The organism is Cystobacter fuscus DSM 2262 (assembly GCF_000335475.2).
In the GTDB taxonomy this organism is placed as follows: domain Bacteria; phylum Myxococcota; class Myxococcia; order Myxococcales; family Myxococcaceae; genus Cystobacter; species Cystobacter fuscus.
Map to the genome: position 1 here is coordinate 64,926 of NZ_ANAH02000071.1, position 24,810 is coordinate 89,735.

General features: G+C 69.2%; 21 protein-coding genes. 13 read left to right on the top strand and 8 right to left on the bottom strand.

Annotation, left to right across the window (positions count from 1 at the left end; translation table 11 throughout):
• The first annotated feature begins 3 nt into the window (after nt 1–3).
• Entirely contained in the window at nt 4–2,262 is a 2,259-nt protein-coding gene (locus D187_RS45775) for a type I polyketide synthase (RefSeq protein WP_002624107.1), read from the top strand.
• Here D187_RS45775 and D187_RS45780 read toward each other — a convergent pair.
• A complete protein-coding gene (locus tag D187_RS45780) occupies nt 2,256–2,510 on the bottom strand; it encodes a hypothetical protein (RefSeq protein ID WP_020918727.1) in 255 nt (84 codons plus the stop codon). The two genes, D187_RS45775 and D187_RS45780, sit on opposite strands and share 7 nt — an antisense overlap.
• Before the next feature lie 98 nt (nt 2,511–2,608).
• Nucleotides 2,609–3,850 carry a threonine aldolase family protein gene (locus tag D187_RS45785; RefSeq protein WP_002624109.1) on the bottom strand — a complete coding sequence of 414 codons (1,242 nt, stop codon included), beginning with the start codon at nt 3,848–3,850 and terminating at the stop codon, nt 2,609–2,611.
• A gap of 76 nt (nt 3,851–3,926) precedes the next feature.
• On the opposite strand from D187_RS45785, the gene D187_RS45790 reads away from it, so the two are divergent.
• Nucleotides 3,927–5,552, top strand: coding sequence for a hypothetical protein (locus tag D187_RS45790; RefSeq protein ID WP_043435145.1), 1,626 nt, complete (start codon nt 3,927–3,929; stop codon nt 5,550–5,552).
• A gap of 87 nt (nt 5,553–5,639) precedes the next feature.
• Here D187_RS45790 and D187_RS45795 read toward each other — a convergent pair whose 3' ends face one another.
• Nucleotides 5,640–7,184 (bottom strand): M4 family metallopeptidase, encoded by a 1,545-nt coding sequence (locus tag D187_RS45795; protein ID WP_002624111.1) that lies wholly within the window; start codon nt 7,182–7,184, stop codon nt 5,640–5,642.
• A 228-nt stretch (nt 7,185–7,412) separates the two neighbouring features.
• Between D187_RS45795 and D187_RS45800 the strand changes: the two genes are divergently transcribed.
• Genes D187_RS45800 through D187_RS45810 form a run of 3 tightly spaced genes read left to right on the top strand, consistent with a single transcriptional unit; the run spans nt 7,413 to nt 9,325 of the window.
• Nucleotides 7,413–7,847, top strand: a complete 435-nt coding sequence (locus tag D187_RS45800) for an organic hydroperoxide resistance protein (RefSeq protein WP_002624112.1) — start codon at nt 7,413–7,415, stop codon at nt 7,845–7,847.
• Nucleotides 7,848–7,870: 23 nt separating this feature from the next.
• Nucleotides 7,871–8,314, top strand: coding sequence for a MarR family winged helix-turn-helix transcriptional regulator (locus D187_RS45805; RefSeq protein ID WP_002624113.1), 444 nt, complete (start codon nt 7,871–7,873; stop codon nt 8,312–8,314).
• 48 nt (nt 8,315–8,362) lie between these two features.
• Nucleotides 8,363–9,325, top strand: a complete 963-nt coding sequence (locus D187_RS45810) for a coiled-coil domain-containing protein (protein ID WP_002624114.1) — start codon at nt 8,363–8,365, stop codon at nt 9,323–9,325.
• A 10-nt stretch (nt 9,326–9,335) separates the two neighbouring features.
• Here the strand turns inward: D187_RS45810 and D187_RS45815 are convergent, their stop codons facing one another.
• Complete coding sequence (locus D187_RS45815; RefSeq protein ID WP_002624115.1) at nt 9,336–9,716, bottom strand: VOC family protein; 381 nt, start codon at nt 9,714–9,716, stop codon at nt 9,336–9,338.
• A gap of 234 nt (nt 9,717–9,950) precedes the next feature.
• Between D187_RS45815 and D187_RS56120 the strand changes: the two genes are divergently transcribed.
• Nucleotides 9,951–10,418 (top strand): hypothetical protein, encoded by a 468-nt coding sequence (locus tag D187_RS56120; RefSeq protein ID WP_155894037.1) that lies wholly within the window; start codon nt 9,951–9,953, stop codon nt 10,416–10,418.
• Between the two features lie 8 nt (nt 10,419–10,426).
• On the opposite strand, the gene D187_RS45820 is transcribed toward D187_RS56120, so the two are convergent.
• Nucleotides 10,427–11,461: a GspE/PulE/PilB domain-containing protein gene (locus D187_RS45820; protein WP_155894038.1), complete on the bottom strand. Its 1,035-nt coding sequence runs from the start codon at nt 11,459–11,461 to the stop codon at nt 10,427–10,429.
• A 180-nt stretch (nt 11,462–11,641) separates the two neighbouring features.
• Between D187_RS45820 and D187_RS45825 the strand changes: the two genes are divergently transcribed.
• On the top strand, nt 11,642–12,361 hold the full coding sequence (locus D187_RS45825) for a hypothetical protein (protein ID WP_043435149.1): 720 nt from the start codon (nt 11,642–11,644) through the stop codon (nt 12,359–12,361).
• 18 nt (nt 12,362–12,379) lie between these two features.
• Here the strand turns inward: D187_RS45825 and D187_RS45830 are convergent, their stop codons facing one another.
• Genes D187_RS45830 through D187_RS45840 form a run of 3 tightly spaced genes read right to left on the bottom strand, consistent with a single transcriptional unit; the run spans nt 12,380 to nt 17,354 of the window.
• The gene (locus D187_RS45830) at nt 12,380–13,207 is read right to left on the bottom strand and encodes a hypothetical protein (RefSeq protein WP_155894039.1); all 828 of its coding nucleotides are present in this window, start codon (nt 13,205–13,207) and stop codon (nt 12,380–12,382) included.
• Between the two features lie 20 nt (nt 13,208–13,227).
• Nucleotides 13,228–16,245: a CehA/McbA family metallohydrolase gene (locus tag D187_RS45835; protein WP_002624120.1), complete on the bottom strand. Its 3,018-nt coding sequence runs from the start codon at nt 16,243–16,245 to the stop codon at nt 13,228–13,230.
• Nucleotides 16,246–16,259: 14 nt separating this feature from the next.
• Nucleotides 16,260–17,354 carry a hypothetical protein gene (locus tag D187_RS45840; RefSeq protein ID WP_043435154.1) on the bottom strand — a complete coding sequence of 365 codons (1,095 nt, stop codon included), beginning with the start codon at nt 17,352–17,354 and terminating at the stop codon, nt 16,260–16,262.
• Nucleotides 17,355–17,406: 52 nt separating this feature from the next.
• Here D187_RS45840 and D187_RS45845 point away from each other — a divergent pair, with 52 nt between their 5' ends.
• The 6 genes from D187_RS45845 to D187_RS45870 all read left to right on the top strand — a co-directional run bounded on the left by D187_RS45845 (nt 17,407) and on the right by D187_RS45870 (nt 24,730).
• The gene (locus D187_RS45845; RefSeq protein WP_002624122.1) at nt 17,407–18,546 is read left to right on the top strand and encodes an acyl-CoA dehydrogenase family protein; all 1,140 of its coding nucleotides are present in this window, start codon (nt 17,407–17,409) and stop codon (nt 18,544–18,546) included.
• A gap of 36 nt (nt 18,547–18,582) precedes the next feature.
• Nucleotides 18,583–18,912, top strand: coding sequence for a hypothetical protein (locus D187_RS45850; protein WP_002624123.1), 330 nt, complete (start codon nt 18,583–18,585; stop codon nt 18,910–18,912).
• 13 nt (nt 18,913–18,925) lie between these two features.
• Nucleotides 18,926–19,384 (top strand): immunity 26/phosphotriesterase HocA family protein, encoded by a 459-nt coding sequence (locus D187_RS45855; protein WP_002624124.1) that lies wholly within the window; start codon nt 18,926–18,928, stop codon nt 19,382–19,384.
• 388 nt (nt 19,385–19,772) lie between these two features.
• Nucleotides 19,773–20,411, top strand: a complete 639-nt coding sequence (locus tag D187_RS45860; protein ID WP_002624125.1) for a hypothetical protein — start codon at nt 19,773–19,775, stop codon at nt 20,409–20,411.
• A gap of 132 nt (nt 20,412–20,543) precedes the next feature.
• The gene (locus D187_RS45865; RefSeq protein WP_002624126.1) at nt 20,544–23,414 is read left to right on the top strand and encodes a CHAT domain-containing tetratricopeptide repeat protein; all 2,871 of its coding nucleotides are present in this window, start codon (nt 20,544–20,546) and stop codon (nt 23,412–23,414) included.
• Nucleotides 23,415–23,488: 74 nt separating this feature from the next.
• The gene (locus D187_RS45870; protein ID WP_002624127.1) at nt 23,489–24,730 is read left to right on the top strand and encodes a tetratricopeptide repeat protein; all 1,242 of its coding nucleotides are present in this window, start codon (nt 23,489–23,491) and stop codon (nt 24,728–24,730) included.
• Nucleotides 24,731–24,810 lie beyond the last annotated feature (80 nt).

Genomic DNA, 24,810 nt, shown 5'->3' on the forward strand with positions numbered 1-24,810 from the left:
GTCATGTCCGAGGAAATCAATTACCGGCAGTTGCTCCAGCAGCAGTTGGTGAAGATCCGCAAGCTGGAGGCGCGGCTGGAGCAGGCGGAGGCGGCGCGTCGGGAGCCCATCGCCATCGTCGGGATGGGCTGCCGGCTGCCGGGAGGGGTGGAGGGGCCGGAGGACTTCTGGGAGTTGATGGTGCGGGGCGTGGACGCCACGAGCGAAGTGCCTCCGGACCGGTGGGACGCGGAGGCCCTGTTCGGCACGGAGCCGGGGAAGATCGCCACGAGGCGGGGGGGCTTCCTGAAGGACGTGGAGCGGTTCGACGCCCGGTTCTTCGGCATTTCGGATCGCGAAGCGGAGCGGATGGATCCGCAGCAACGTCTGGTGTTGGAGGTGGCGTGGGAGGCATTGGAGCGGGCGGGGCACGCGGTGGATCGCGCGAGGCGCGAGCGGGTGGGCGTGTTCGTGGGGGTGATGAACAACGATTACGGGCAGCGGGTGTTGGACCAGGAGGGGCTCGCGGGCATTGATCCCACCTTCATGGGGGCGCGAGCCAACTGCGCGATCTCCGGGCGGCTGTCCTACCTGTGGGGCTTCCAGGGACCGAGCCTCGTGGTGGACACGGCCTGTTCCTCGTCACTGGTGGCGGTGCACCTGGCCTGTCAGAGCCTGCGCAACGGGGAGTGCAACGTGGCGCTGGCGGGCGGGGTGAACCTGCTGCTCTCGCCGGAGGTGAGTGTCTATCTCTCGAGCAGTGGAGCGCTCTCGCCGGACGGGCGGTGCAAGAGTTTCGACGCATCGGCGGATGGCTTTGGCCGTGCGGAGGCGTGCGGGGTGCTGGCGCTGGAGCGGCTGTCGGACGCGCGGGCGCGGGGCGCGCCCATCCTGGCGATCATCCGGGGCTCGGCGGTGGGGCATGACGGGCCGAGCAGCGCCTTCTCGGTGCCCAATGGGGTGGCGCAGCAGGGAGTCATCCGCCAGGCGCTCCAGCACGCGGGCGTGGCTCCGGTGGAGGTGAGCTACCTGGAGGCGCACGGCACGGGGACGGCGATGGGAGATCCCATCGAGGTCGAGGCGATGTGGTCGGTGTTGAAGGAGGGGCGCAAGGGGGGCGAGTCACTGTGGATGGGCTCGGTGAAGACGAACGTGGGCTATCCCGAGGCGGCCTCCGGGGTGGTGGGGATGATGAAGGTGGTGCTGGCGATGAGGCATGGCCAGTTGCCGACGCACCTGCACCTGAAGACGCCCAACCCGCGCATCGACTGGGCGAGCATGGCGGTGAAGGTGCCCGGGGAGCTGACGGCGTGGACGCCTACGCAGGGGGCGCGCATCGCGGGGGTGACGTCCTACGGGCGGACGGGGACGCTGGCGCACGTGGTGTTGGCGGAGCCTCCCCCGAGGGTGGAACCCGAGCGGCGTCCGGAGCGGCCCGGACACGTGCTGGTGTTGTCGGCCCGGAGCGAGGAGGCGCTGCGGGCGCAGGTGGAGCGCTACGCCCGGTTCCTGGCGATGAGCACCGAGCCCCTGGGGGACGTGTGCTTCACGGCGGCGGTGGGGCGGACGCACTTCGAGCACCGGCTGGCGGTGGTGGGGCGCGATGCGCGGCAGGTGCGCGAGCGGCTGCTGGAGGCGCGAGGGGGCAGCAAGGTGATGCCAGGGGCGCTGGCGCCGGACGTGACGTTCGTCTTTGGCGGAGAGGGGGCGGCCGGGGGCCGGGAGCTGTACGACACGCAACCCGCGTTTCGTGAGGGACTGGAGGCCTGTGCGGCGGCCGTGAAGGACGTCCTGGGGGAGCCGTTGGTGGGGCTGATGTACGGAGAGGGATCGGGGCGGTGGAAGGACGCATCCCAGGAGCGGATCGCGGTGTTCGCGCGGCAGTGGGCGTTGGCTCGGATGTGGCGGGCGTGGGGGGTGAGGCCCTCGGCGGTGGCGGGCGAGGGGGTAGGGGAGTGGGTCGCGGCGGTGGAGGCGGGGGTGCTCGGGCTCGAAGCGGGGCTGCGGCGCGCGGCGGGGGAGACGGGTCCCGCCGTGAATTGGGCCTCGGCCGTGCTGCCCCGGGTCACGCGGGCCAGTGACGTGGGCGTGCGGCTGGATGTGGGACGAGCGGACAGCGCGGAGTGGACGCAGGTGTTGGAGACACTCGGCGCGCTATACGTCCGGGGCGTGGAGGTGGATTGGGCGGCCTTCGATGCGCCCCACTCACGGCGCCGGATCGCGCTTCCCACCTATCCCTTCCAGCGTCAGCGCTATTGGCTGACGCCCGACGTGCCTCAGTAGAGACAGGTGTTCGACGAAGGGTCACACTCCAGTCCGTTGTAACAGACATTGTTCGCACAGCATCGCTGCTTGAAGGACCCACAGCCCGGGGGAATGAGAGACCCTTGGGCGGAGGTGTCGTGGGAGACCGCCTCCGTCATGGGGGTGGCCTCCCCCTCGCCCGTGTTGACGTCCTCGGGAAGCTCTCCACCACATGCGGTGGCAACGGCCATGCACAGCAACATGCAGACGCTCTTCAATGATCTCATCGAGTGCTCCTTCTGGGGATTGGCCCCGGCGGAGTATGACCCGGGCACGTGGGGGACATAAGGCCCTTCGTGATTGATTTCGCCCGATGTTGTCCGGGTCACGCGGGTTCGAGCAGCCGGAGGAAGGCGCGCACGGCCTGCGCGTCATCGAGACCCGCGAGCCCTTCACCCACCTGCAATTCCGTCTCGACGACTCCCGGGACGCGCGTCGGGCTGAAGCCGTTCGTCAGCCAGATGGAGTCCTCTTGCGCGATGCGATCCCTCTGGCGCGAGAACGCGGCGGGATCCCCGCGCAGGAAGATCCGGAACAGGTTGGTCTGCACGGGCTTGGGGAGCACCACGAGGCGGGAGTCGGCGGCGAGGGCCTCGGTGATGGACTTCGCGCGCTGGACGTAGGCGGGAATGCGGCCCAGGACGTCGTCCAGGCGCATGGCCGCTGAGGCGACATAGGGCAGCATCTGGAAGATGTTTCCCCCGTGCCGGTGTCTCCACATCCGGGCCGTGCGGATGAAGTCCTTTCCTCCCACCACCATGGCTCCGCCCAGGGCGCCCACCATCTTGTAGAAGGAGACGTACACGGAATCGAAGCCCCGGCAGATGTCCGCATAAGAGCGGCCATAGAATGGCTGGCTTTCCCACAACCGGGCGCCGTCCATGTGCAGCTTCACCCCGCGCTCGCGACACGTGCGCTTGAGCTCCTCGAGTTGCTCCCACGTGGGGAGTTGCCCGCCCAACCAGCGCACGGGCATCTCGACACTGACCATGCCCAGACGCTCGCGGGCGTCGCGCACGTCCCCGGCGAGCACGGGCCGGGACCAGGGGCAGAGGAGCACGGGCTGGAGGCCGTGGAGCACGGTGTGGCTGTCGTCCTCGTGCAGCACGTGGTGGGAGGACGGATGGAGGCCCACGGTCCGCGTTTTCCCCTCGTCCGCGTAGATGCGCAGCGCGATGAGCTGGCCCATGGTGCCGGTCGACATGAAGCACCCGTCCTCGAAGCCGAGCCGTTCCGCGACGCGGCGCTCGAAGGACTGGATGAACTCGCTGTTGCCGTACACGTCTGACTGGAGGCTCTGGTCGCGAATCCATTCGCCCAGGCGGATCAACTCGGTGCCCGCGTCCGTGGAGGAACTCAGCGTGAGCGTGGCGCGGCAGCTTCGCCGCAAGCGGTCGCCTTGCACGGGGGCGGGTCCTGCCGGCCCAGGCTTGGGGGAGGGGGGCGTCGCGGCCGTCTTCCCGGAGGACTTGGGAGCGGCATCCGCCGGACGGGGCAGGAGCGAGGAGCCCGCCAGCAGGCTCGTGAGGGAGAGGAACTCTCCCCGGCTGAGGTGTCGAGGGTTCATGACGGGTTCTCCAGGAAGGTGTCGCGCGGTCTGCGGTGGAGCACGAGTGGAGGTGAGCCTAGATTCCCGAGCGCTCGTGTCCACCCCTCTCCGATTCGTCTGGTCCTCGCGCTCGGGCATCCGCGCGCAACTGCTGAGCTTCCTGGACGCACTGCCCGCGGGGGACTTCGACGCGCGGGTCCGCGTGCTCCGGCTGTTGCGCCTGTTCGGCGGGGAGGACGAGCTGCCCCTCGTGCGGGCGCTCCTGCTGAATCCCCGGGAACACTTCACCGTGCGCTCCTGGGCGCTCGGACTGGCCCTCCACCTGGGTCTGCGGCTCTCGGGCGCCGAACTCTCCGGGCTCGTGGGCGCCAGCGCGCTCTCTCCGTCCCAGGAGGACGCCCCGGTCCTGGAGGCCTACCGGTGCCTGCGTCTGGTGCGGGCGGAGGAAGACATCCCCTGGGTGGAGGCGACCCTGCGCCGGTGGTCTCCCTGGGAGCGCGCGGACCTCCTCATCCAGTCGCGGCGCGAGGGCGAGCCGCTGCCCGCGCCCGTCCTGACGTGGCTGTACACGCGCTGGTGCGAGGAAGATCGAGGGGCCCTGGAGCGGGAGCCGGGAGGCCCGGAGCGCAACCTCCAGGTCGCGGCGGCCACCTGGACGCGGCCGGAGTCGTGGGCGCTGCTCGCCCGGGAGTCGCGCAACCTGTCCTCCGAGGGACCCATGCCCCGGGAAGCCCTGCACCAGTTGTTGAGCGCGGACCCGGAGGCCCTGCACCATGCGGCGAAGGCCCTGCGCCTGCCCCTGCCCACGCTCCTGGTGTGCCTCGGGCGGGAAGGGCTGCTGCGGCGCCTGGAGGAGGTGCTGCATGCCCAGAGCCTCTCGCTGAACGTCGCCTATGGGCTCATGCCGGCCCCGGAGGACTACCCGCGCGCCCTCGAGGTGCTGGCGGAGTGGCCCGAGGCTCGTGCGTTGCGGCTGCGCTACCTGTGCGACTTCGGCGTGGCGCTCGAGCTCCGGAAGGAGCTGCTGCGGCAACTCTTCCAGCGGGAGCGGGCCACGGCGCTGCGCTGGGCCCTGGCCGCGTGGAAGTGGCCCGAGAACCTGCCCCTGGTGCGCACCGTGCTCCGGGAGGCCTCGGGCTCGGCCGAGCCCGGGGACCGTGCGCTCTTCCTCGCGGCGCTGTCGGGGACGGATGACGCGGCGGCGTGCTTCGCCCTCGAGGGGTTGCTCGCCCTGGACGAGTCCGGCCCGGCCTGGCTCGAGCGGCTCGAGGCCCTGCTCTATGCCGCGCATCCGCTGGTGCGCGTGCGCGCGGCGGCGGGGCTCCTGCGGTGGGGGCGCGCGGAAGGGGGCGAGCTGTTGAGGCGCACCGCGCGGGAGTCCGACGAGCCGTGGTTGCGTGCCGAGGCGTTGCGCTGGCTCGGAGCGCTGGACGCCCCGGGGCACGAGGAACTGCTGGAGCGGGGGTTGCGGGACGAGACGTGGGAGAAGAAGCTGTGGCCCGGCGCGGACGAAGCCGCCTGGGCGCTGTTCCGGTGGGGCACGCCCGAGGCGCTCGGAGCCCTGCTCACCGCCTGGCTGCACGGTGGCACCGCCGACGTCGAGGCGTACCTGGAGGCGCACCTGGCTCGTCAGGAGGGACGCCCCTCCAAGCACCTGCCTCCGCCCCGGACACGGGCCCTCGTGGCCCGGTACATCGAGCAGCCCTTCGCGGGCGGATAGCGGCGGAACAGAAGAGGGGGAACGAATGCGACGGGCCGGTTCCCCCCGCCAGGGAAACCGGCCCGCTTCAACCCAACTGGACTGGACTCAGTTCACGCTGACGGCGGACCAGGCGGCGGCCACGGCGTTGTACTGGGTGCTGCCCGAGCCGAAGAGATCCTTGGCGGCGTTGAGCGTGGCGGTGCGGGCGCCGGCGTACTTGGTGCTCGAGGTCATGTACACGGTGAGCGCGCGGTACCAGATCTTCTCCGCGGCGGAGCGGCCGATGCCGGAGAGCGTGGAGCCGTTGCAGGTGGTGCTGCCCGTGGAGCCCTCGGCCAGCAGGTAGAAGAAGTGGTTGGCCACGCCGCTGGAGTAGTGCACGTCCAGCGAGCCCACGGAGCTGGACCAGCAGTTGACCGACTTGCCATCCTGGGAGGGGTTGGCCATGTAGCGCAGCGCGTCGCCGGACTTGCTCGGCGTGTAGATCTTCTCGCCGATGAGGTAGTCGCCCGGGTCGCTGGCGCTGGCGGCGTAGTACTCCACCATGGAGCCGAAGATGTCGCTGGTCGCCTCGTTGAGGCCGCCGGACTCACCCGAGTAGACCAGGCGCGCGGTGCGGCTCGTCACGCCGTGGGTCATCTCGTGGCCCGCCACGTCGATCGCCGTCAGCGGGGTGAACGTGGTGCCGTCGCCGTCGCCGTACGTCATGCAGAAGCAGCTGTCGGACCAGAAGGCGTTGTTGTAGCGGCTGCTGTAGTGCACGCGGTTGTAGCCCGTGCCGCCCGCGCCATCGATGCCGTCGCGGCCGTGGACGTTCTTGAAGTAGTCGTACGTCTTCTGGATGCCGTAGTGGGCGTCCACGCCCGCCGACGCCGCGTTCGAGGTGGTGCCGTTGCCGAAGCTGCTGGTGGTGCTGGTGAAGACGCTGCCGCCGCTCGTGCCGTTGGCCAGGTTGAGGGTGTAGAAGCCCTTGCCGCGCGAGGGATCCCTCATCTCGTAGCCGGTGGAGGTGCTGTTGGTGGCGAGGGACACCGTGCCCACGTAGAGCGAGTTGCCCGTGCTGGTGGTGGCGGCGGTCTCGATCTCGTCCGCGGTTTCGAGCACCGCGCCCGTGTGCGCGTCGACCACCACGTGCAGGATGCTGGGCGTCCCGTCGTCCTTGACGCCCTCGAGCACCACCTCGTAGGCCGCCACCGGCTTCTCACCCCGGGCGAAGACGACGAGCTCCGCGGAGGCGGCGCCCGCGTCGCGCTTGCCGACGAAGGCGCGCTCGGCGAGCTGCGTGGCGCGCGCGGCGCTCAGGGAGGGCTTCACGCTCAGGCCCTGGAGGCTCTCCGGGCCGGCGTGGGTCAGCTCGCGCAGGGCGCCATTGGCGTTCTGGTGCGACACGAAGTCGCCGCCGAGCACGCGCAGCCCCTGGAAGCGCCGATCGAACCGGACGTGGCTGTCCCCGTTGTCATCCAGGATGGCGCCGCGCGCCACGAACTCCTCGCCCGCCTGCTGGCGGCTCTTCAGGGCCGCCTGGGCCTGGGCCACCGCGCCCGCGCCCTCGATCGTGTCGAGTTCGACGGAAGAGGTCACCGTGGTGGAGGTGCTGCCACAACCAACGAGCGTCAGGGTCGCCAACGAGGCCAACAGCGTTCGAGACATGGGGTCGCTCCGGGGACAACGAGGCGGCATGCCTTCTATCAATCACGATTATGCGTGTAAATGAGCTTTTGACTGGAATAAGTGAAATCAAGGTTATCCGTATTTTTCTTGTGTTTTGGTCGCAAAGCATCGGTCGGGGGAGGTGATATGAATCGTGCACGATTCAGTTGCATTCGATTCAGATTGGGATAGATTCACCTCACACCGCAGCCGAACAGGAGAACACACATGAGCCAGTCCCCCGTTGCCCTCGAGAAGCGCCTGTACACCGCCGTTGCCACCGCCACCTCTGGCCGCGAGGGTCGCGCCAAGACGGACGATGGTCTGCTCGACGTCGCCCTGGCCCCCCCGCGCGCCCTGGGCGGCAATGGCAACGGCACCAACCCCGAGCAGCTGTTCGCCGCCGGCTACGCCGCGTGCTTCGGCAGCGCGCTCGGCCACGTGGCCCGCGCGAAGAAGATCACCACGGGCCCCGTGAGCATCACCGCCAACGTGACGATCGGCTCGGTGGGGCAGGGCTTCGGGCTGGCCGTGGAGCTCACCGCCTCCATTCCCGAGCTGCCGCGCGACCAGGCCGAGGCGCTGCTGGCCGCCGCGCACCAGGTGTGCCCGTACTCCAACGCGACGCGCGGTAACATCGCCGTCGACCTGCGCCTGGCCTGAGCGGGGACTGGATTGGAATGGCGATGACCGACGTTCTTCGACTCGATGATCAGCTCTGTTTCGCGCTCCACGCGGCCTCCCGCGCGATGACGGGCGCGTACCAGCCCCTGCTCGAGGAACTCGGCGTCACCTACCCGCAGTACCTCGTCCTCATGGCGCTCTGGGAGGAGGATGGCGCGCGGGTGTCGCGGCTTGGCGAGCGGCTCTACCTCGACTCCGCGACCCTCACGCCGCTGCTCAAGCGCCTGGAGTCCCGGGCGCTGGTCGAGCGGCGGCGCAGCCGTGTGGACGAGCGCGTCGTCGAGGTCTTCCTCACCCCCGAGGGAAAGCGGCTCGAGCAGCGGGCGCTGGAGCTGTATCCCCAGCTCGCCTGCAAGACGCGGCTGTCCCTCGGGGAGATCGTGCGTCTGCGCGACACGCTGCGAAAGCTCACGCGGACGCTGCACGAGGCCACCGGCGAGGAGTAGCCGCTGGGGGTTTTCCGGCGGGCCTCCTTCCTGCTACGTCCGTCGTGCATGGATGACAACCGCACGCTGCGCGACGAGTTGGAGCGGGTCCAGGCGGAGCTGCGCCAGTCGAGGGAGGCGGTGGCCCGGCTGCGGGCGCACCATGCGCGGGAACAGGATTCGCTCGTGCGCCAGTTGGAGGAGGCGCGGCGCGAGCTGGCCACGCTGCGTGCCCGGGTGTCCGAGGGCCCCCCACGCGAGGCGCCCGCTCCGGCTGCCGCGAGCACGGCGGCTCCTCCGGCAATCAACCCCACCGGCGGCACCGGGCTCGTGGCGCTCCTCGAGGTGCCCGCGCTCCAGGACGAGGCGGCCCTGCGGCGGTTGGAGACGGTGACCCGGCTGGGCCTGGCCGATCTGCGTCTGCGTCTGGCGGCACCGCCCCCGGTCATCCTGGCCCGGCAACCACCCCGGGAGTCCAGGAGTCTGCGGGACGCACTGCGCGCCGAGGGCTTCAAGGCCGTGGACTGTGAGCTGCCCTCCCGCGCCGCGAGTCCGCTGCCCGTGCGCCGCTTCCTGGTGGGGCAGACGGGGCTGCGGTTGGAGGGGGCGCGGGGCGAGCGCATGGAGGTGCAGTGGCGGGAGTGGCGCCTGCTGGTGCTCGGCCGGCGGAGCACCGTCTCGGAGGAGACGCAGGTGGAATCCTTCCACGATCACCGGGGCGTCAGGCAGACGCGGACCGTGGACGTGCGCGAGGAGTCCACGGCCCACTTCCTGTGGGGGTATGGCGAGGGGCTGTGGTTGTCGTTCACGCCGGAGACGGACTACACGGGCCTGGGCGAGCGGCGGGGGCTGTCGCACCTCGCCAGTCTCCAGGCCCTGGTGGAGACGGTGCGCGAGCGGGCGCCCCAGGTGGTGACCGATGACAGACTCCTGAGGATGCCCACGCTGTCGCTGCCCCTGGTGGACGCGGATCGCGCCCACGAGTCGTTCGCCGAGCTGCTCTGGCAAGGCGTCCTGGACGGGCTGCTGTAGGCCGCGTGGCTCAGGGCCACACGTTGGCGTTGGTGGCGTCCAGGGGGCCGCGCTGGGGGTTGACGACGCAGAAGCGCTGGCCCGAGGGGGCCTCCATGACCCACCAGCGTTTGACGAACGCCACCCGCTTCGCCCCGAGCGCCTCGAGCCGCTGAACCTCCGCGTCCAGGTTGTCCGTCTCGATGTCCAGGTGGATGCGGCCCGGGTGGTCCACCTGCTGGATCAGGAGCATGGGCTCCTCGGGCTTCGCCGACACCGAGCGGTAGGTGGGGCTGTCGGGCACCGGCGGCTCGGCGGCCCTTCCGAGGGCCTGACTCCAGAACGTGGTGGCCGCGTCGAGGTCGTCGGTCTTGCAGTCGATGACGAAGGCACAGAGCCGGCTGTGATGCATGGCTTCTCCTGGGCAAGGGTCGCGGGCCCTGTATACCGCGCCTTGTAGCCTCACGGGCAACATCCGGGGTGGGTGATGAGGAATTGTGACAGTCCTTGTCCGTGTCCTGTTGCCTCGCGAGCAACAGATTGGAAGGAGGGGAGGATGGGATTCGCGGAGGGGGATGAGAGGAATTGACGGGTCCAGGTGAGGTTTGTACGGTGACAAGCCAGCCCACCAACCCAGGAGTCGAACATGAAGCACTCGCTGCTCATTCTCGCGACGCTTGTCCTTTCCATCGTGTCTGGCTGTGGAGGAACGGAAGTGGAGACCGGCGAGGAACTCCTGGCGCGAAGCCAGAGTGCCCTCTCTACCTGCTCGACGACCTGCGCGAACGGCAACACCATCTCCTGTCAGGGGACGAGCTGCTCCGCCTCGGATGGCGTCAGTGTGACGTGTGACGGCGTCGTCACGTCCTGTCGGATGATTCCCGTGCCGATCTGCTCGCTCGCGAGCAACTCGTGCTCGAACGTCAACGGGCAGGCGTGTCTCTCCGGCTCCACGCGCAACTGCTGCATCGGTAATTCCAATACGGGGAGCTGCGTTTGCAGGGGCTCGAAGTGGTCGTGCCTCCTGGTGGTGGATCCCGGCCCGTTTGATCCCGGTCCGCTGGATCCCAGCCCCTTCGAGCCCGGCCTGGATCCCGTGAAGCCGCGCCTGTAGGCCGCGTCTCAGCCCGCCCGGCGCGGCGCCTCGCGGCCGGCGCGCAGTGCCTCGCGCACGGAGTCCAGGAGCTGCTCCGAGCGCAAGGGGCCCGACAGGAAGTCCTGTGCGCCCAGGGCCCGGGCCCGCGCCTCGTCGCGCGAGCGGCCCACGAGGACGAGCTGGGCACGCATGCCCCGCCGCTTCACGCTCTCCACGGATTGCAGCGGCGCGAGTATCACCTGGTGCGCGCTCGCCTTGCGCACGTCCTCGGTCCGTCCCACCCGGGCGCGCAGGCCGCCTTCCTCCAGCAGCGCCATCAGCCCGCGCGTCGCCTTCACGCCCCAGCCGTACACCCAAACCTCCGGCGGCAGCTCCCTCGGGGTCATGGGGAGCACATCCACCCGGCGCAACTCGGGCTCGGTGAGGCGCTGGGCCTCGGGGGCCTCGTGCGTCAGCGGCAGCATCACCGGCAGCCCGTCCGGATCCTCGACGGACACCTGGGCCTGACGCTGGAGCATCTGCCCCATCGACAAGCACTCGGAGCGCTCCGTCACCAGGGGGAGCTGCTCGTCGGCCTCGGGCAGGGGAATGGGCTCCACCGGGCGCCGCGCGTCGAGCAGGTGCGGATAGTAGAGCCGCTCGATGGCCTGGGCGATGGCGGTGTCGGTGGCCAGCAGCGTCACCACGCGTGCCTTGCCCGTGCGCCGCGCCACCTCGTCCAGGGCGAGGGGATCCGCGGGCGCCGCGGTGGCCACCACGAGCACCGAGTCGCGCGGGCCTTCCTGGCGCAGGGGGATGACGCGGCAGCTCTCCGCCACGCTCACGGGCAGCACGTCCGCGAGCTGGGGATCCAACAGCTCGGCGTCCAGGTCCACCGTGGGCAGTTGCACCTGGGAGGCGAGCAGCTCCAGCACCTCGCGCGCGGAGCAGAAGCCCATGTCCACCACCACCTGGCCCAGGGGAACGCCCCACTTGTGGTGGTAGCCCAGGGCCGCCCGGAGCTGCAGCTCGTCCACGAGCCCGTTCTCCCGAAGCAGATTCCCCAGCATTTTCTTCCGCATTCCCGTGACCTCTGGTGGTGAGTCGCCGAGCGCGCTCCTTGCGTCCAGCGTGCCAGCCCCGGCGGGGCGTGGGGCGCCCGTGCTCGCCCGCGGCGAAGGAGGGCTCGAGAGGGCGGAAGAGGTGACCGTGCTCACCAGGGTGGTGACAACCGTCACCAGCTTTTCCTAGGGTCGCCGGCCATGGCTTCCAAGATTTCCGATGAATGGCGGGTGCGAGCGCACGGTCCCCTCGAGCAGCTCGCCGAGAACCTGTGGCGCGTGGAGGGGTCCCTGCCGAACATGTCGCTCAAGCGCGTCATGACCGTCGCGCGCCGGGGTGACGGCTCGCTCGTCATCCACAACGGCATCGCCCTGGGCGACAAGGAGCAGCGGGAACTCGAGGCCCTGGGGCCGCTCGCGGTGCTCATCGTCCCCAACGGGCTGCATCGGCTCGATGCGCCCGCGTACAAGAAGCGCTACCCGTCGTTGCGGGTCTTCGCGCCCAAGGGCAGCCGCGCCAAGGTCGAGGAGGCGGTGCCCGTGGACGGCACCTACGAGGACTTCGCGGCCGACGACGCGGTCCGGCTGGAGATGCTGCACGGCGTGAACGACATGGAGGGGGCGATGCTCGTGCGCTCGAGGGACGGCACGACGCTGGTGCTCAACGACGCGCTCTTCAACATGGACCGCAAGAAGGACTTCCTCGGCTGGCTCTTCACCACGGTGTTGGGCTCGGCGCCCGGGCCGCGGGTGTCCCGGCTGTCGAAGCTGGTATTCGTCAAGGATGCCAAGGCACTTCGGGCGGACTTCGAGCGCTACGCGGAGTTGCCCGGACTCGTGCGGCTCGTCGTCTCGCACGAGAAGGTGGAGCACGGGAGCAAGGCGGCGCTCGCGCTGCGTCAGGCCGCGACGTACCTGTAGAGCGGAGCGGCCCCGGGCTCACAACCGCCAGGTGACCTTGAGTCCACCGGCGGCCAGGGCCCGCTCGGCGCCGAGCACGGGCAGGCTCGCGCCCAGCTCCGCGCCGAAGTGCTCGCCCGCGCTGAATCGCACCCCCAGCGAGGGGGCCACGGAGTCGAGCACCGCCCGGCGGCCGAAGCGCGCGTTGGCATCCAGCACGGCGGCGAAGTGCCGGAAGAAGGCGTACTCGACGCCCACGTTCACCAGGACACCGGCCCGGGGCAGGGACGCGGCGGCGCCCAGGCCCAGGTCTCCATCCACGCCCGCGTACCCGTGCACGTCGAAGCGCTCCGTGGGCCGGTAGAGCAGGGCGGCGCCCACCTCCGCGCCCACGGTCCGCGTCCGGGGGCTCGCGAAGGAGGTGGGCAGTTGCAGTCGCGCGCCAGGCGCCAGCACGAAGGCCCCGTGCGACAGCACCGCCCAGGTGGCCCCCACCGTGAGCTGCCCCAGGGCCACGTCCATGCCGGTGAGCGAGGCGTTCTGCACGTACTGGACGCGCGGGGCCTCCAGGGTGGCGAAGACCTCCAGGTCCGGGCGCACCGCGAGACTGCCGGACACCACGCCCGCGGCGGTGACGGCGCCGTAGAGGTTCTGGGTCTCGATGAGGGCGTTGCCCTGGACGCCCAGGCCCAACTCGGTGCGCGGGCAGGCGCGGCGTCCGGTGGAGACATCGGCGGAGAGGAAGCCCAGGGCCACGGGGCCCTCGGCGAGCGCGGGAGAGAGCCACCGGGAGCACCCGCCCTCGTCGGCGCGGGCGGCGGCGGGCACGAGCAGCAGGGCGGCGAGCGCGGCGAGCAATCGGGACATGTTCACGGGAGGTCCTCGGTTCACGGAGCGCTCACGCCGGGGGCATCGAAGCGTCCGTTGCCATTCCGGTCGAGGATGAAGGGGTTGGTGAAGGCCATCGGGTAGCCGCCGTTGATCACCTGGGCGAAGTGGAACAGGGGGTCCGCCTCGCTGGTGGGCAGCGCGGCGGAACGCAGGGGGCCGGACGAGGAGCCCGGGGAGATGTCGTTCCGGTCCACCACGCCATCCCCGTTGTTGTCCCCGGTGTCGGGGATGCCATCGGGCTCGGGGCTGCCCACGCCGCTGAAGTCCCCGGTGGTTTGCAGCCGGGTGCCAGCCTCCACCACGAGCCACGCGTCCCCGGGGACGGTGACGAGCTCGGACAGCGCGAGGCTGCCTTCGTAGCGCAAGAGCCCCGTGTCGCCGAAGGCGTCCGGCGGGCGGGCGAGCTCCCCACCGCTCAGCGTCCGCACGAGGCGGCCGTTGACGATGATGCGCACCTCGTCCACGGGCACCCACGGGGCGGCGGAGACCTTGAGGTGGAGCCGGGCATCGGCCGAGGGCACCACGGGGGTGAGGCCGTAGCGCCGGGGCCCACTGGCCGTGTCGAGCGTGGCCTCGATGACGGGCCCGTTGGTGCCGAAGGAGCCACCGGCCTTCAGGGCGGCGTTGAAGCGCGCGGTGTCGAAGCCGGGGCCGGCCGCGGTGTCCGCGTAGACGATGTTGCGGGGCACGCCCACGGTGTTGTCGGTGAGGCTGTGCGAGTCGCTGTTGGCGGTGCCCGTGACGAGCTGGCCCTGGCCGAGCACGTAGAACCAGAAGGCGCGGTAGGCGGGGAGCAGACCGTTGTCCGAGCCGTTCATCACCTCCTGGGTGTGCTGGCCGTTGTTGGCGAAGCCGCCCTTGGGCGAGCGCACGTAGAGGCCCGCGTTGGTGCCGTCGTCCGTGGTGGGCAGGTTCTGGCGGGTGTCGAGCGCGAGCGCGCGGGGGAAGCCCAGGTCCCGACCGAACTCCTGGTTGGCCCACGGGTGGTTGAGCTGCACGACGAGCTGCTCGCGCAGGGGCTCGGGGGCGCTGGCCTTCACGCGGTCGAACAACTCGCCGGGCTCGACGCGCTCGTCGTCCGGGGCGCCGTTGCGCGGCTTCGTCGGATCGTACTCGAGCGGCCAGAAGTTGTAGTGGCCCACCACGAGCGGGATGTCATAGCCGTGGCGCTTGAGCCAGAGGATGTGGCCGGTGGTCTCCAGGCCCGCCACGGTGCTCATGTGCTCTTGCAGGCCCAGGCCCTGGACGACCTGGCTGTAGTCGTAGACGACGTCATGGTCGCTGGCGACGATGACCTCCAGGTCCGTGGCGGCGAAGGACAACACGCGATCCTGGTCGGGCAGGGAGCTGTCGAAGCTGGCGGCGCCGTGCACGTGCAGGTCCGCGCTCACGGTGCCAGAGGGCTGGAGCGGCAGCTTCTTCAACGTGAAGTCGAGCGCCGTGTCCGTGTCACCGAAGGACACCATCTCGTGGTCGAGCGTCCAGAAGGGGCCCTTGAAGGCGTAGACGTGGAAGCGGCCCTGGGGGACCTCCACCTGGGCGAAGCCATTGACGACGAGGAAGCGGTTGCACGCGGGCGAGGGGCCCGCGGGAGAACCCAACCACGGGGCGCAGGAGGTGAAGGCGCCATGCAGGGAGCCTTGGGTGTCCTGCCGGGTGGCGGCATCCACCGGGACGAGGAACACCTCGGCGGTGAGGGGGGCGAACGTATTCGTCTCCGACACGTTCACCGTGAGCCGGGTGTGCGAGGGCTCGGCGAACGTGCCCAGCTCCACGTCCTCGTTGACCACGTCGAGCTGCCGGTCCGCCACCTTGCGGCCAAAGGCGTGCACCTCCACGGCGTACTTCCGCCCGGCGGGCACCCGGGCCTCGAAGCGGCCCGCGCTGTCGGGCGTCACCTGGCTCCAGGGGATGCGCGTGCTCTTGTCCGCGGAGAGCTCCCCCTCGCTGATGAACACGCTCAGCTCGTGCCCGGGCTCACGGGGGGGCGCGCGGCGGTTCACCGTGCCCCGCAGGGTCACGTACTTCTCGCCCCGCAGCGCCTGCCGCAGCTCCAGCGCGAGGTTCACGGCGGAGGCCGCGTCGCCCCGGTCGCCCACGGCGAGGAAGCGCTCGAAGACGAGGTAGTCCCGGGGCGGCACCACGGTGCGCGGCAGTCCGGAGAGGGAGATCTGATCGCTCTGGAAGCCCTCCACGGTGTCCTTGGGTCCGCAGGCCACCTGCGCGTAGCTCACGCCGGGCTCGGAGGGGAGCGCCGCGATCAGATAGGGCACGCGGCTGTAGACGTCGCCGATGGTGAGCAGGCTGAAGGAGGGGTGCGAGTAGCCCGTGCCGGGCGCGGACGTGAAGGGCAGCGCCTCGCGGCCGCTCCAGTAGAAGCCGTCCCCGAGCGCCCAGAGCTGGGGATCCACGGAGGTGTTGAGCACCTCGGTGCGCACGCGCACGCCCGGCTCGCACGGCCGCATCTCATAGAGGGTGTGGATGGGGAACTCGGGCCGGCCGTCGAGCGTGCCGTCGAGCTGCACCGCCACGCGCCGGGGCCGCTCGTCGATGAGCCGCATGGACGTGTAGTGCGCGGCGTCCGCGGGGAGCACGCCCACCACGGGGAGCGCCTGGTTGAGTCCGTCGTTGTTCGCGCCGCGCACGCTCAGGTCGAGCAGCGAGCCGCCATTGGGATCCAGCAGGTGGGCGTTGCCGACGCCGGCGATGACGGCCACCGCCCGGTCATTGCCCAGGAGGATGTCTCCCCGGGAGGCAATGGCGTTGAGCCCACCGGGCACGGTCTCGCTTCCGCCGGACGGGGCATGGCTGCCCACGCGCGTGTCCTCGGGGGTGAGCACGCGCAGCTCCAGGGCCGGGCCGGAGGCGGCTTCACACGCGTAGCTCAATGTCTCGCAGGGGCTGGAGACCTGGCAGGACGCCTCGTCGCCGAGGCAGCTCTCCTTCTTGCAGCCGGCGAGGGTCAGCCCGACCAGGGCGAGGCTCGCGGCCAGGAGGCGAAGGGGGAAGGGCATGGCGGGGCGTTGTATCAACCGCCGAGGGTCCGCCTCCAGTCGTGCCATCCCCGAGCGGCGTGGCACGTGTCACCGAGGAGATCCAGGAAGAGCGAGGGGCTCGCTGCCTTCAGCGCGTCACGATTGCGCCAGACACCTGACGCATCGAGCCGGCGCACCGCGCCATCCAGGAGCGCGCCCGCCTGCCGGATGGCTTGGAGCTGCGTGGGCGTGGGCGTCCAACCCGTCTCGTCGCGGTAGCGGCCGAGCGTCTCCAGCCAGTGCCCGTGGAACTTCATCATCTGGAGGAGCACGGGGAGCCGGTGGGCGGGGAGGGTGGAGGAGAGGGCGGCATCGTATTGGCGGGACTCGGAGGCGAGCCGGTAGAGGAGCACGTCCACCTGGGTGTCGAGCCGGGAGCCCCAGGCGGCGCGCACGGCGGGGTGGCGCGCGTGGGTGAGGACGGCCTGGACGAGGTGCAGTCCGCCACAGGGGTGGGCGTAGAGGCCCTGGTGGCGCTTGGGCACCTGGGGAAGGCCCGCCTTCATGCCCGCGAGCAGCTCGGCCTCCTCGCGCTCGAGCAGCGCGAGCGCCTCGTCCATGACCGCGTCGAGGCGCACCGGGGTGCCGTCTCGAGTCGTGAAGGAGGCTCCGGGGAGGAGGGCATGGGAGAGGGCATCGAGCGTCCAGGCGCCCTCGGGGGAGAGGGCGGAGTCCCGGCGGAAGTCCCGCTTCAGGTCCTCCACGAGGGCGCCGAGGGTGACGGGGCCCCAGGAGGCTCGGAAGGAGTGGGAGGGGGCGAGGCCCGCGAGCAGCAGCGTCTTCACGAGGAGGTGGGGGTGGGGCTCCACGGGCGTGCCGTCGGCGGTGGTGGGATCGAAGCGGAGGTCGGCGTCGGGGGAGGAGCCCTCGCGGTGGAGGAAGTCGGCGACGATGACCTGCACGGCGGGGCGTCCATCGCGGGCCTTGAAGGAGCGGCCCTCGGAGAGGAGGCCGTGGGCGAGCGCCCAGGGGTTCTGGGGGTCCGCCGCTCCCATGCGGCAGTGTTCCCGGAGCCACGCTCCGGTGGGCGGACGGGCGGCCGGGGGGGCCGACAGGAGCGTGGCGAGGACGAGAGCGGCACCAGTCATGGGGGTGTACTATCGCCGTGACTCATCCCGATACCCAAGGAGCCCGGCGACCATGCTGAACCCTTTCACCGAGGAGCATGAGGCTTTTCGCAAGACGGTGCGTACGTTCGTGGAGAAGGAGATGACGCCGCATGCCCTGGAGTGGGATCGGGCGGGCATCTTCCCGAGGGAGATATTCAAGAAGTGCGGCGAGCTGGGCTTCTTCGGCATCAACCATGATCCGAGGTATGGCGGCAGTGGGCTGGACTACTGGTACGTGACGGCCTTCTGCGAGGAGCTGACGCGCAGCCGCAACGCGGGCGTGAACATGGCGTTGATGGTGCAAGGCCAGATGGCCACGCCGATCATCAACGAGATTGGCACGGACGAGCAGAAGCGGGAGTTCCTGGCGCCGGCGCTGGCGGGGGAGAAGATCGCCGCGCTGGGGATCAGCGAGCCGGGGGTTGGCTCGGATGTGGCCAACCTGCAGACGACGGCGCGCCGGGACGGGGATGACTACGTCATCAACGGCTCGAAGATGTGGATCACCAATGGGACGCGGGCGGACTTCATCACGCTGGGGGTGCGCACGGGGGGGCCGGGGCACGAGGGGGTGACACTGGTGACGTTCCCCACGGACGTGAAGGGCTTCTCGGTGTCGAAGAAGCTCGACAAGGTGGGCAACCTGTCGTCGGACACGGCGATTCTGTACTTCGAGGACTGCCGCATCCCCCGGCGCTACGTGCTGGGCGAGGAGAACCAGGGCTTCTACCACATCATGACGAACTTCCAGGGCGAGCGCCTGGTGGGGGCCTTGTCCGCGGTGAGCGGCATGGATCGGATGATCGAGGACGCGCTCGCGTATGGGAAGGAGCGGCAGGCGTTCGGTAAGCCGCTGCTGGGCTTCCAGGTGTGGAGGCACAAGCTGGTGGAGCACATGGCGGCCCTTGAAGCGGCGCGGAGGCTCACGTACCACGCGGTGGCGCTGTTCGATGCGAAGGAGAACCCGGTGCGGGAGATCTCCATGGCGAAGCTGTTCGCGGGAGACCTGGCGCAGAAGGTGGCCTACGACGTCCAGCAGTTCTTCGGGGGCATGGGCTACATCGAGGAGACGCACATCGCGCGGGCCTGGCGCGACATCCGGCTCATCACCATCGGCGGAGGCACCTCGGAGGTGATGAAGGAAATCCTCTCCAAGATGTCTGGGTTCTGAGTTCCCTTGGCGCATCCCCCGCACCCGGGAGGCCCGATGAGCGCGGACGACAGTGGGCATCTGAAGATGTACATCCTGATTCGCGAGAGCGTGCCCACGGGCTTCGCGGTGCTGGCGGCGGCGCACGCGTCCCTGGCGGCGTACCTGAAGTTCCGGGATGCGCCGGAGGTGGCGCAGTGGCTCTCGGGGCCCTTCTACAAGGCCGTGTGCAAGGTGACGGACGAGGAGTTCGAGAAGGCCAAGGCCTTCGAGGAACACGTGGTCCTCACCGAGTCGGCGCTGGGGGGCCAGGAGGTGGCCATCGCCTTCAAACCCCGCGCGGAGTGGCCCAAGGCCTTCCGCTTCTACCGCCTCTACCGCTCGTAGACGAGCCTGAAAATTGGGCAAGCAGAAGCACAAGACAGGCACGTTTGTCCGGCTGGCGCTCGCCGACGGCTCCTTCGGGTATGGGAGACTGCTTGAGCCTCCCCATGTTGCCTTCTACGATCACAGGACCACGGCTCCGGACTCTGATTTGGACGGGATTGCGTCAAAGCCCGTCCTCTTCAAGATTGCCGTCAACCTGTTGGCGCTGAATGCATGGGAACGCATCGGATGGAAAGCGCTCGAGGAGCACCTGATTCAGCCGCTCGTTCAGTTCAGGCAGGACGTGGGAGACTTCCGCCGCTGCACCATCTTCGACACCGCTGGTAACAAGAGATCCGCCGAGCCCCAGGAGTGCGTGGGGCTCGAGCGAGCCGCGGTCTGGGAGCAAGATTCTGTCGAGGAACGTCTGCTCGATGCCTTCCTGGGGCGGCCCAATGAAGCTGTGGAGCACCTGAAGGTACGGCTGCGCTAGAGCATCGAACGGTCTGAGCCGCATCCTTCACTTGACCACATGGGCGTTCGCCACCTTCCACGACCATGGAGAGCCGGTGCGCTGGAGAATGCCGCGGAGAATCCGCGGCTCCGGAGGGGGGCGCCCTGGACGCCGCCGCATTCGAGGAGGGAGTGGCACTCTCGTGAGAAGGGAAGCCCTTGATTTTCCTCTTCTTCTGGGTGCCGAGGGGGGAAACGAAAGATTCTCTGCATCATTTTCCTCCCCGTAGGCTCATTCAATTCGAGGGGGATTTGCTCGGCCTCACGACAGTGAACCCGGGACGAGCCGAACACCCCTCATGTGACAAGGGGGAGCACCACGAGCGCTCCCCGTGAACGGGTACAACGTAGAACCTTGGGGGATGACAATGAACAGCAAGAAGAATGCATTCGGTATGTTCGCGGTGGTCATGGGCCTGGGCCTGACGATCCTGTCTGGCTGCGAGGCCAATGAGCCGCAGCCGACGGACAAGCTTCAGGTGAAGCCATCCACGGCTGGCGTGAAGGTGAACGAGTCGTTGGCGTCCAACCACCCTGATTTCAAGTTGGCGCAGATGTCCGTGCTGCTGGATGGAACCCTCCGCTCGATGGATTCGCTGTCCGAGATCCAGGGCCAGCTCTCCGTCATCGTCGATGAGGAGAGCCTCAAGACGGGCGTGGCCCGGGCCTACCGGACCACCGAGGAGTTCGACGCCTACGTCGAAAAGCAGGACAAGCAGTGCGCCAGCGCGGACGTGTCCGCGATGGATACCACCTCGCAGTGCGTCTTCTATGACACCTTCGGCTGCAGCGGTTGGACGCGTCGCCTGGCGATCAACTGCGGCTACGCGGCGGGCAATCTCTCGAGCTTGATGCCGGTTGCTTCCTTCGGTCTGGGATGTGGCACGACCTTCGTCTGCCCCAGCACCGATTGTTCGGGCACCTGCTTGTTCGCGAGTGGTGCCGCGGGCACGTGCATCGACATCACCAGTGGCACGGTGCAGTGCGCTGGCTGCGCCAACTTCTAGCCAGCCGCCGGGAAACCAGGACCGAGCCGTCTCCAGCAGGGGGCGGCTCGTTTCCTTTTGACGAGGCCGCTTCCGCGGTGCGCGGCCTCGAATCTGGTTCCTCTGATATGACGGGCGGGTGAGGGGCACGACATGCGGCAAACATTCAGGTGGATGACGGTCGCGCTCTGCTGTGTCGTGGGAGCGGCGGCCGGTGAGACGCGGCCGGATGCAAGGCTGGAGGAGGCGCGGCATGCCTGGGAGGAAGCGCGGACGCTCTCCCAGGCGGGCAATCACACCGATGCCATTGCGCGGGCTCAGCATGCACTGGCGTTGCAGGAGGCGGTTCTTGGCAAGGAGCACCTCGCGGTGGCTGATGCGCTGGACAAGCTCGGCGGGCTCTACGAAGCCCAGGGCCTGTACCCGGAGGATCGGCTGGTCTTCCCGCCCGAGCTGCTCAATGAGAACTGGCGCGCCGCGTCACAGTTCGGCCACGCGCTCAATGTTCTCCGCCAGGGAAAGTCCGCACCGGCCATGCGTTTCCATGAGCGAGCCCTCAAGATTCGGGAGACGGTCCTCGGCGAGAATCACCCGGACGTCGCTCGTTCACTCCAGCTCCTCGCCGACCTCGATTACACCCATGGCGCGTACGGCACGGCCGAAATCTCCTACGATAGGGCGCTCGCCCTACGGAAAGCTGCCTTGGGCGAGAACCATCTCGAGTTCGCCGAATCGCTCGATGGGCTGGCCAACCTCTATCTGGCCCAAGGGTTCTTCTTTGGGGCCGGGAGGCTCCATTCCCGTGCGCTCGCCATTCGGGTGGCGGCTCTTGGAAAGAGCCATCCAGACGTCGCCGCCTCTCTTCACCACCTCGGTGACGTCTACCTGGGTCAGGGGAAGTACCCGCGGGCCGAGTCGCTCTACACACGTGCGCTCGGCATCCTGCAATTGGCACATGGCGAGAACCCTTCGCAAGTCGCGGGCGTGCTCGACAGCCTCGCCGTGCTCTACATGCGCCAGGGGATGTACGCACGGGCCGAACCGCTCTTCGCGCGTGCGATCACCCTCCAGGAAACAGCTCTCGGCAAGAAGCATCATCGAGTCGCCACGGTGCTGGCCCATCGCGCGCTCCTCCACGCGTACCAGGAGCAATACGAGCGGGCGGAGCCGCTCCTCGAGCGCGCGCTCGCCATGCGGGAAGCGGCCCTCGGCAAGAATCATCCCCTCGTCGCCACCTGTCTGCGCGAGCTCGCTCGACTCCGGTTGGCCCAGCATCGCTTCGCCGAGGCCGTGCCGCTGCTCACCCGGGCACTCTCCATCTCCGAGTCGCGCCTGCGCCTGGATGTGCTCGGCGCCTCCGAGTCCCGGCTGGCCAGCGCCCTGTGGCAGCTGCGCGACGAGGAGGAACTGCTCTATGCGCTCGTGCGAGCCGCTCCAGATGACGAGGGGGTGAGGCGTCTGGCCCTCACCGCCGCGCTGCTACGAAAGGGCCGCTCCGCCGCCGAACTCACCAGCATCTCACGCTCCAACCGCGGCCCTCTGGGTGCGTCGGAGCAACCCACCCTGGAGCGACTGAATGCGCTTCGCTCCGAGTTCGCCACGCTCTCGCTCCAGAACCGAGGCTCGCTTCAACCCGCCGAGTACCAACAACGTCTGCGGAACCTCACGGCCGTGATCGAGGCGCTCGAGACGAACCTCGCCCGCGGCTCCGCGCTCGAGCGCATCTACAGCACCGAGGCACCGCCACGTCCCGAGGTGGTCATCGACCGTGTCACCCAGGGCCTACCCGAGCACGGAGCTCTGATCGAGTTCATCACCTGCACGGAAGGCCCCGCTCTGCCCAGACCAGGAACGGCGGACACCGGGCAGCCGGGTCAATCCTACTACCTGGCACTGGTGCTCCTTCCCAACGCGGAAGTCCGCGCGGTGGAACTTGGACCCGTCGAGCCCATCGATCGCGCCGCCTCGCTCTTGCGCGACGCCCTGGCCCGCCGCGACGCGGACTTCCAACCCCTCGCCCAGGCGCTCTACAAGCTCGCCTTCCGCCCCCTGCTGCCGTTGCTGGGCAATGCCCGCCGCCTCTTTCTCTCGCCGGATGGACAGCTCGGCCTGGTGCCCTTCGCCGCGCTCCACGATGGGCGCCGGTTCCTTGTCGACTCATTCGACTTCACCTATCTCACCTCGGGCAGGGACCTGATCCCTCGCCTCCTCGAGGAGTGGACTCCAGCGACCTCCGTCACCGTCCTGGCGGACCCGGCCTTCACCCCGATCCCGGGCTCGATGCCGCCTAACGGCCCGGCCGGGCAGTTCTGGATCCCCCTGCCTGGCACTCGCCAGGAGGCCGAGGCCATCCAGCGCCTCATTCCGCGGGCGCGGCTCCTGCTCGGGACGAAGGCCACCAAGGAGCAGCTGCTCCACCAGCGTGCTCCCGGAGTGCTCCACCTGGCCACCCACGGCTTCTTCCTGAGCGATGAGCCCGCGCGAGAAGCCTCGCGTGCTGTCGGTCATTTCGGTGCTCTGGGAGAGGGTGTCCTCATGCGGCTTCCCCCAGATCCCCTGTTACGCTCCGGTCTCGTTCTGGCCGACGCGGGCGCCGCGGCGCCAGCCTCTTCCAGCGCCGCTCAGGCCAGGCCCTATGGTGGATGGGTCACCGCCCTGGAACTGGCCGGGATCGACCTGTGGGGCACTCAACTGGTCATCCTCTCCGCGTGCGACACCGGCCGGGGTGATGTCCGGCAGGGGCAGGGAGTCTATGGCCTGCGGCGAGCCCTGATCCTCGCGGGGGCCGAGACGGTGGTCATGAGCCTGTGGATGGTGAGAGACGACACCACCAGCCAGATCATGGAAGCCTATTACCGCAACCTGCTCGAGGGGCAGGGCCGTGCCGTGGCGCTGCGCAACGCCATGCGCACGCTCCGGGAGAAACACCCACACCCCCACTTCTGGGCGCCCTTCATCGTTCTGGGCCGGGACACGCCGCTGAGTGGCTTCGGGCCCGCTCCCGCGCAAGCACCGAAGCCGTAGCCCGGAAGTTCGTCCGCATCATTCCGCTGCTCACTGGCTCATTCACTCCAGCGAATTCTTCGAGAGGATCCAAGATGCCACGACCCCCGCGCTCACCACCGCTCATCCTGGGGCTTGGAGTGCTCATCGCATGGCTTGGCGGCTGTCACAGGGGGGTGACGTCCTCTCGGACGCCACAGGAACTCGAGCAGGCATGCGCCTCGAATGAAGGCCAGGCCTGCGCCCAGCTCGGCTTGCTCCATGCGACGGGAGAAGGGGTAGGCCGGAGTGATTACGAGGCCTTCACGCTGTTCCGGAAAGCCTGCGACAACGGTGCCGCCCAGGGGTGCGCGCGGCTCGCCGACCTCTTCATGAGGGGCCAGGGGGTGGATCGGGACATCCGCAGAGCCTCGAACCTCTTTAGCGACGCTTGTGCTGGCGGTCTTCCCAGCAGCTGTGTGTCGCTGGGGACGCTCTATGCCGAGGGCCGGGGCGTCGCTCGGGATGACCGCCAGGCCGCCGCGCTGTTCGCTAAAGCCTGCGAGGCCGGGGCACCCGAGGGCTGTTGGAGGCTGGGCCTCTTCTTGGAGGAGGGCCGCGGGGTGAAGCAGGACGACCGCCAGGCCGTGAAGCTGTACGAGGCGACCTGTGAGGCCGGTGAGGCCACGGCTTGTTTCCTCCTCGGCAACCGCTACGAGGAGGGCCGCGGGGTGGATGCGGATCCGGTTCAGGCCGCCAGGTTGTATGAGAAGGCCTGTTCGGCCGGTGTGACGGGGAGCTGTCACCTGCTCGCCCACTTGTACGAGAATGGCCGCGGGGTAGCCCGGGACATGGGCCGGGCCACCACGCTGTTGAAGCAGACCTGCGAGGCGGGCGATGCAGCGGCGTGCGGTGATCTCGGCGGCTTCTACGCGAACGGACAGGGGCTGGCGCGGGACGACATCCAGGCCGTGACGTTCTTGGAGAAGGGCTGTGACGGCGGGGTGCCTCTGAGCTGCGTCAAACTCAGCCTCTTCTACGAGGAGGGCCGAGGGGTAGAGCGGGACGAGGGCCAGGCCGCGACACTGTTGGCGAAGGCCTGCAACGCGGACGATGCCCAGGGTTGTGGGCTCCTGGGGTTTCTCTATGCGGAGGGCAAAGGGGTGGCTCGGGACGACAGGAAGGCCGCCTCGCTGTTCGAGAAGGCCTGCACGGGAGGCCAGGCCATGGCCTGTTACGCTCTCGGAGTCTGCTATGACGAGGGCCGTGGAGTCGCGGTCGACAGGAAGCGGGCGCTCGAGCTGACCAACAGTGCGTGCCAGGCCGGTTTCGCCCTGGCCTGTGACACCACCAGGTAGCCCACGGGATGGGGGCCTGAGAAGATCCTCACCGTGGCTGAAGTTCTCCAGGACGCCTCGAAGACAGCCACCTTGAAGGG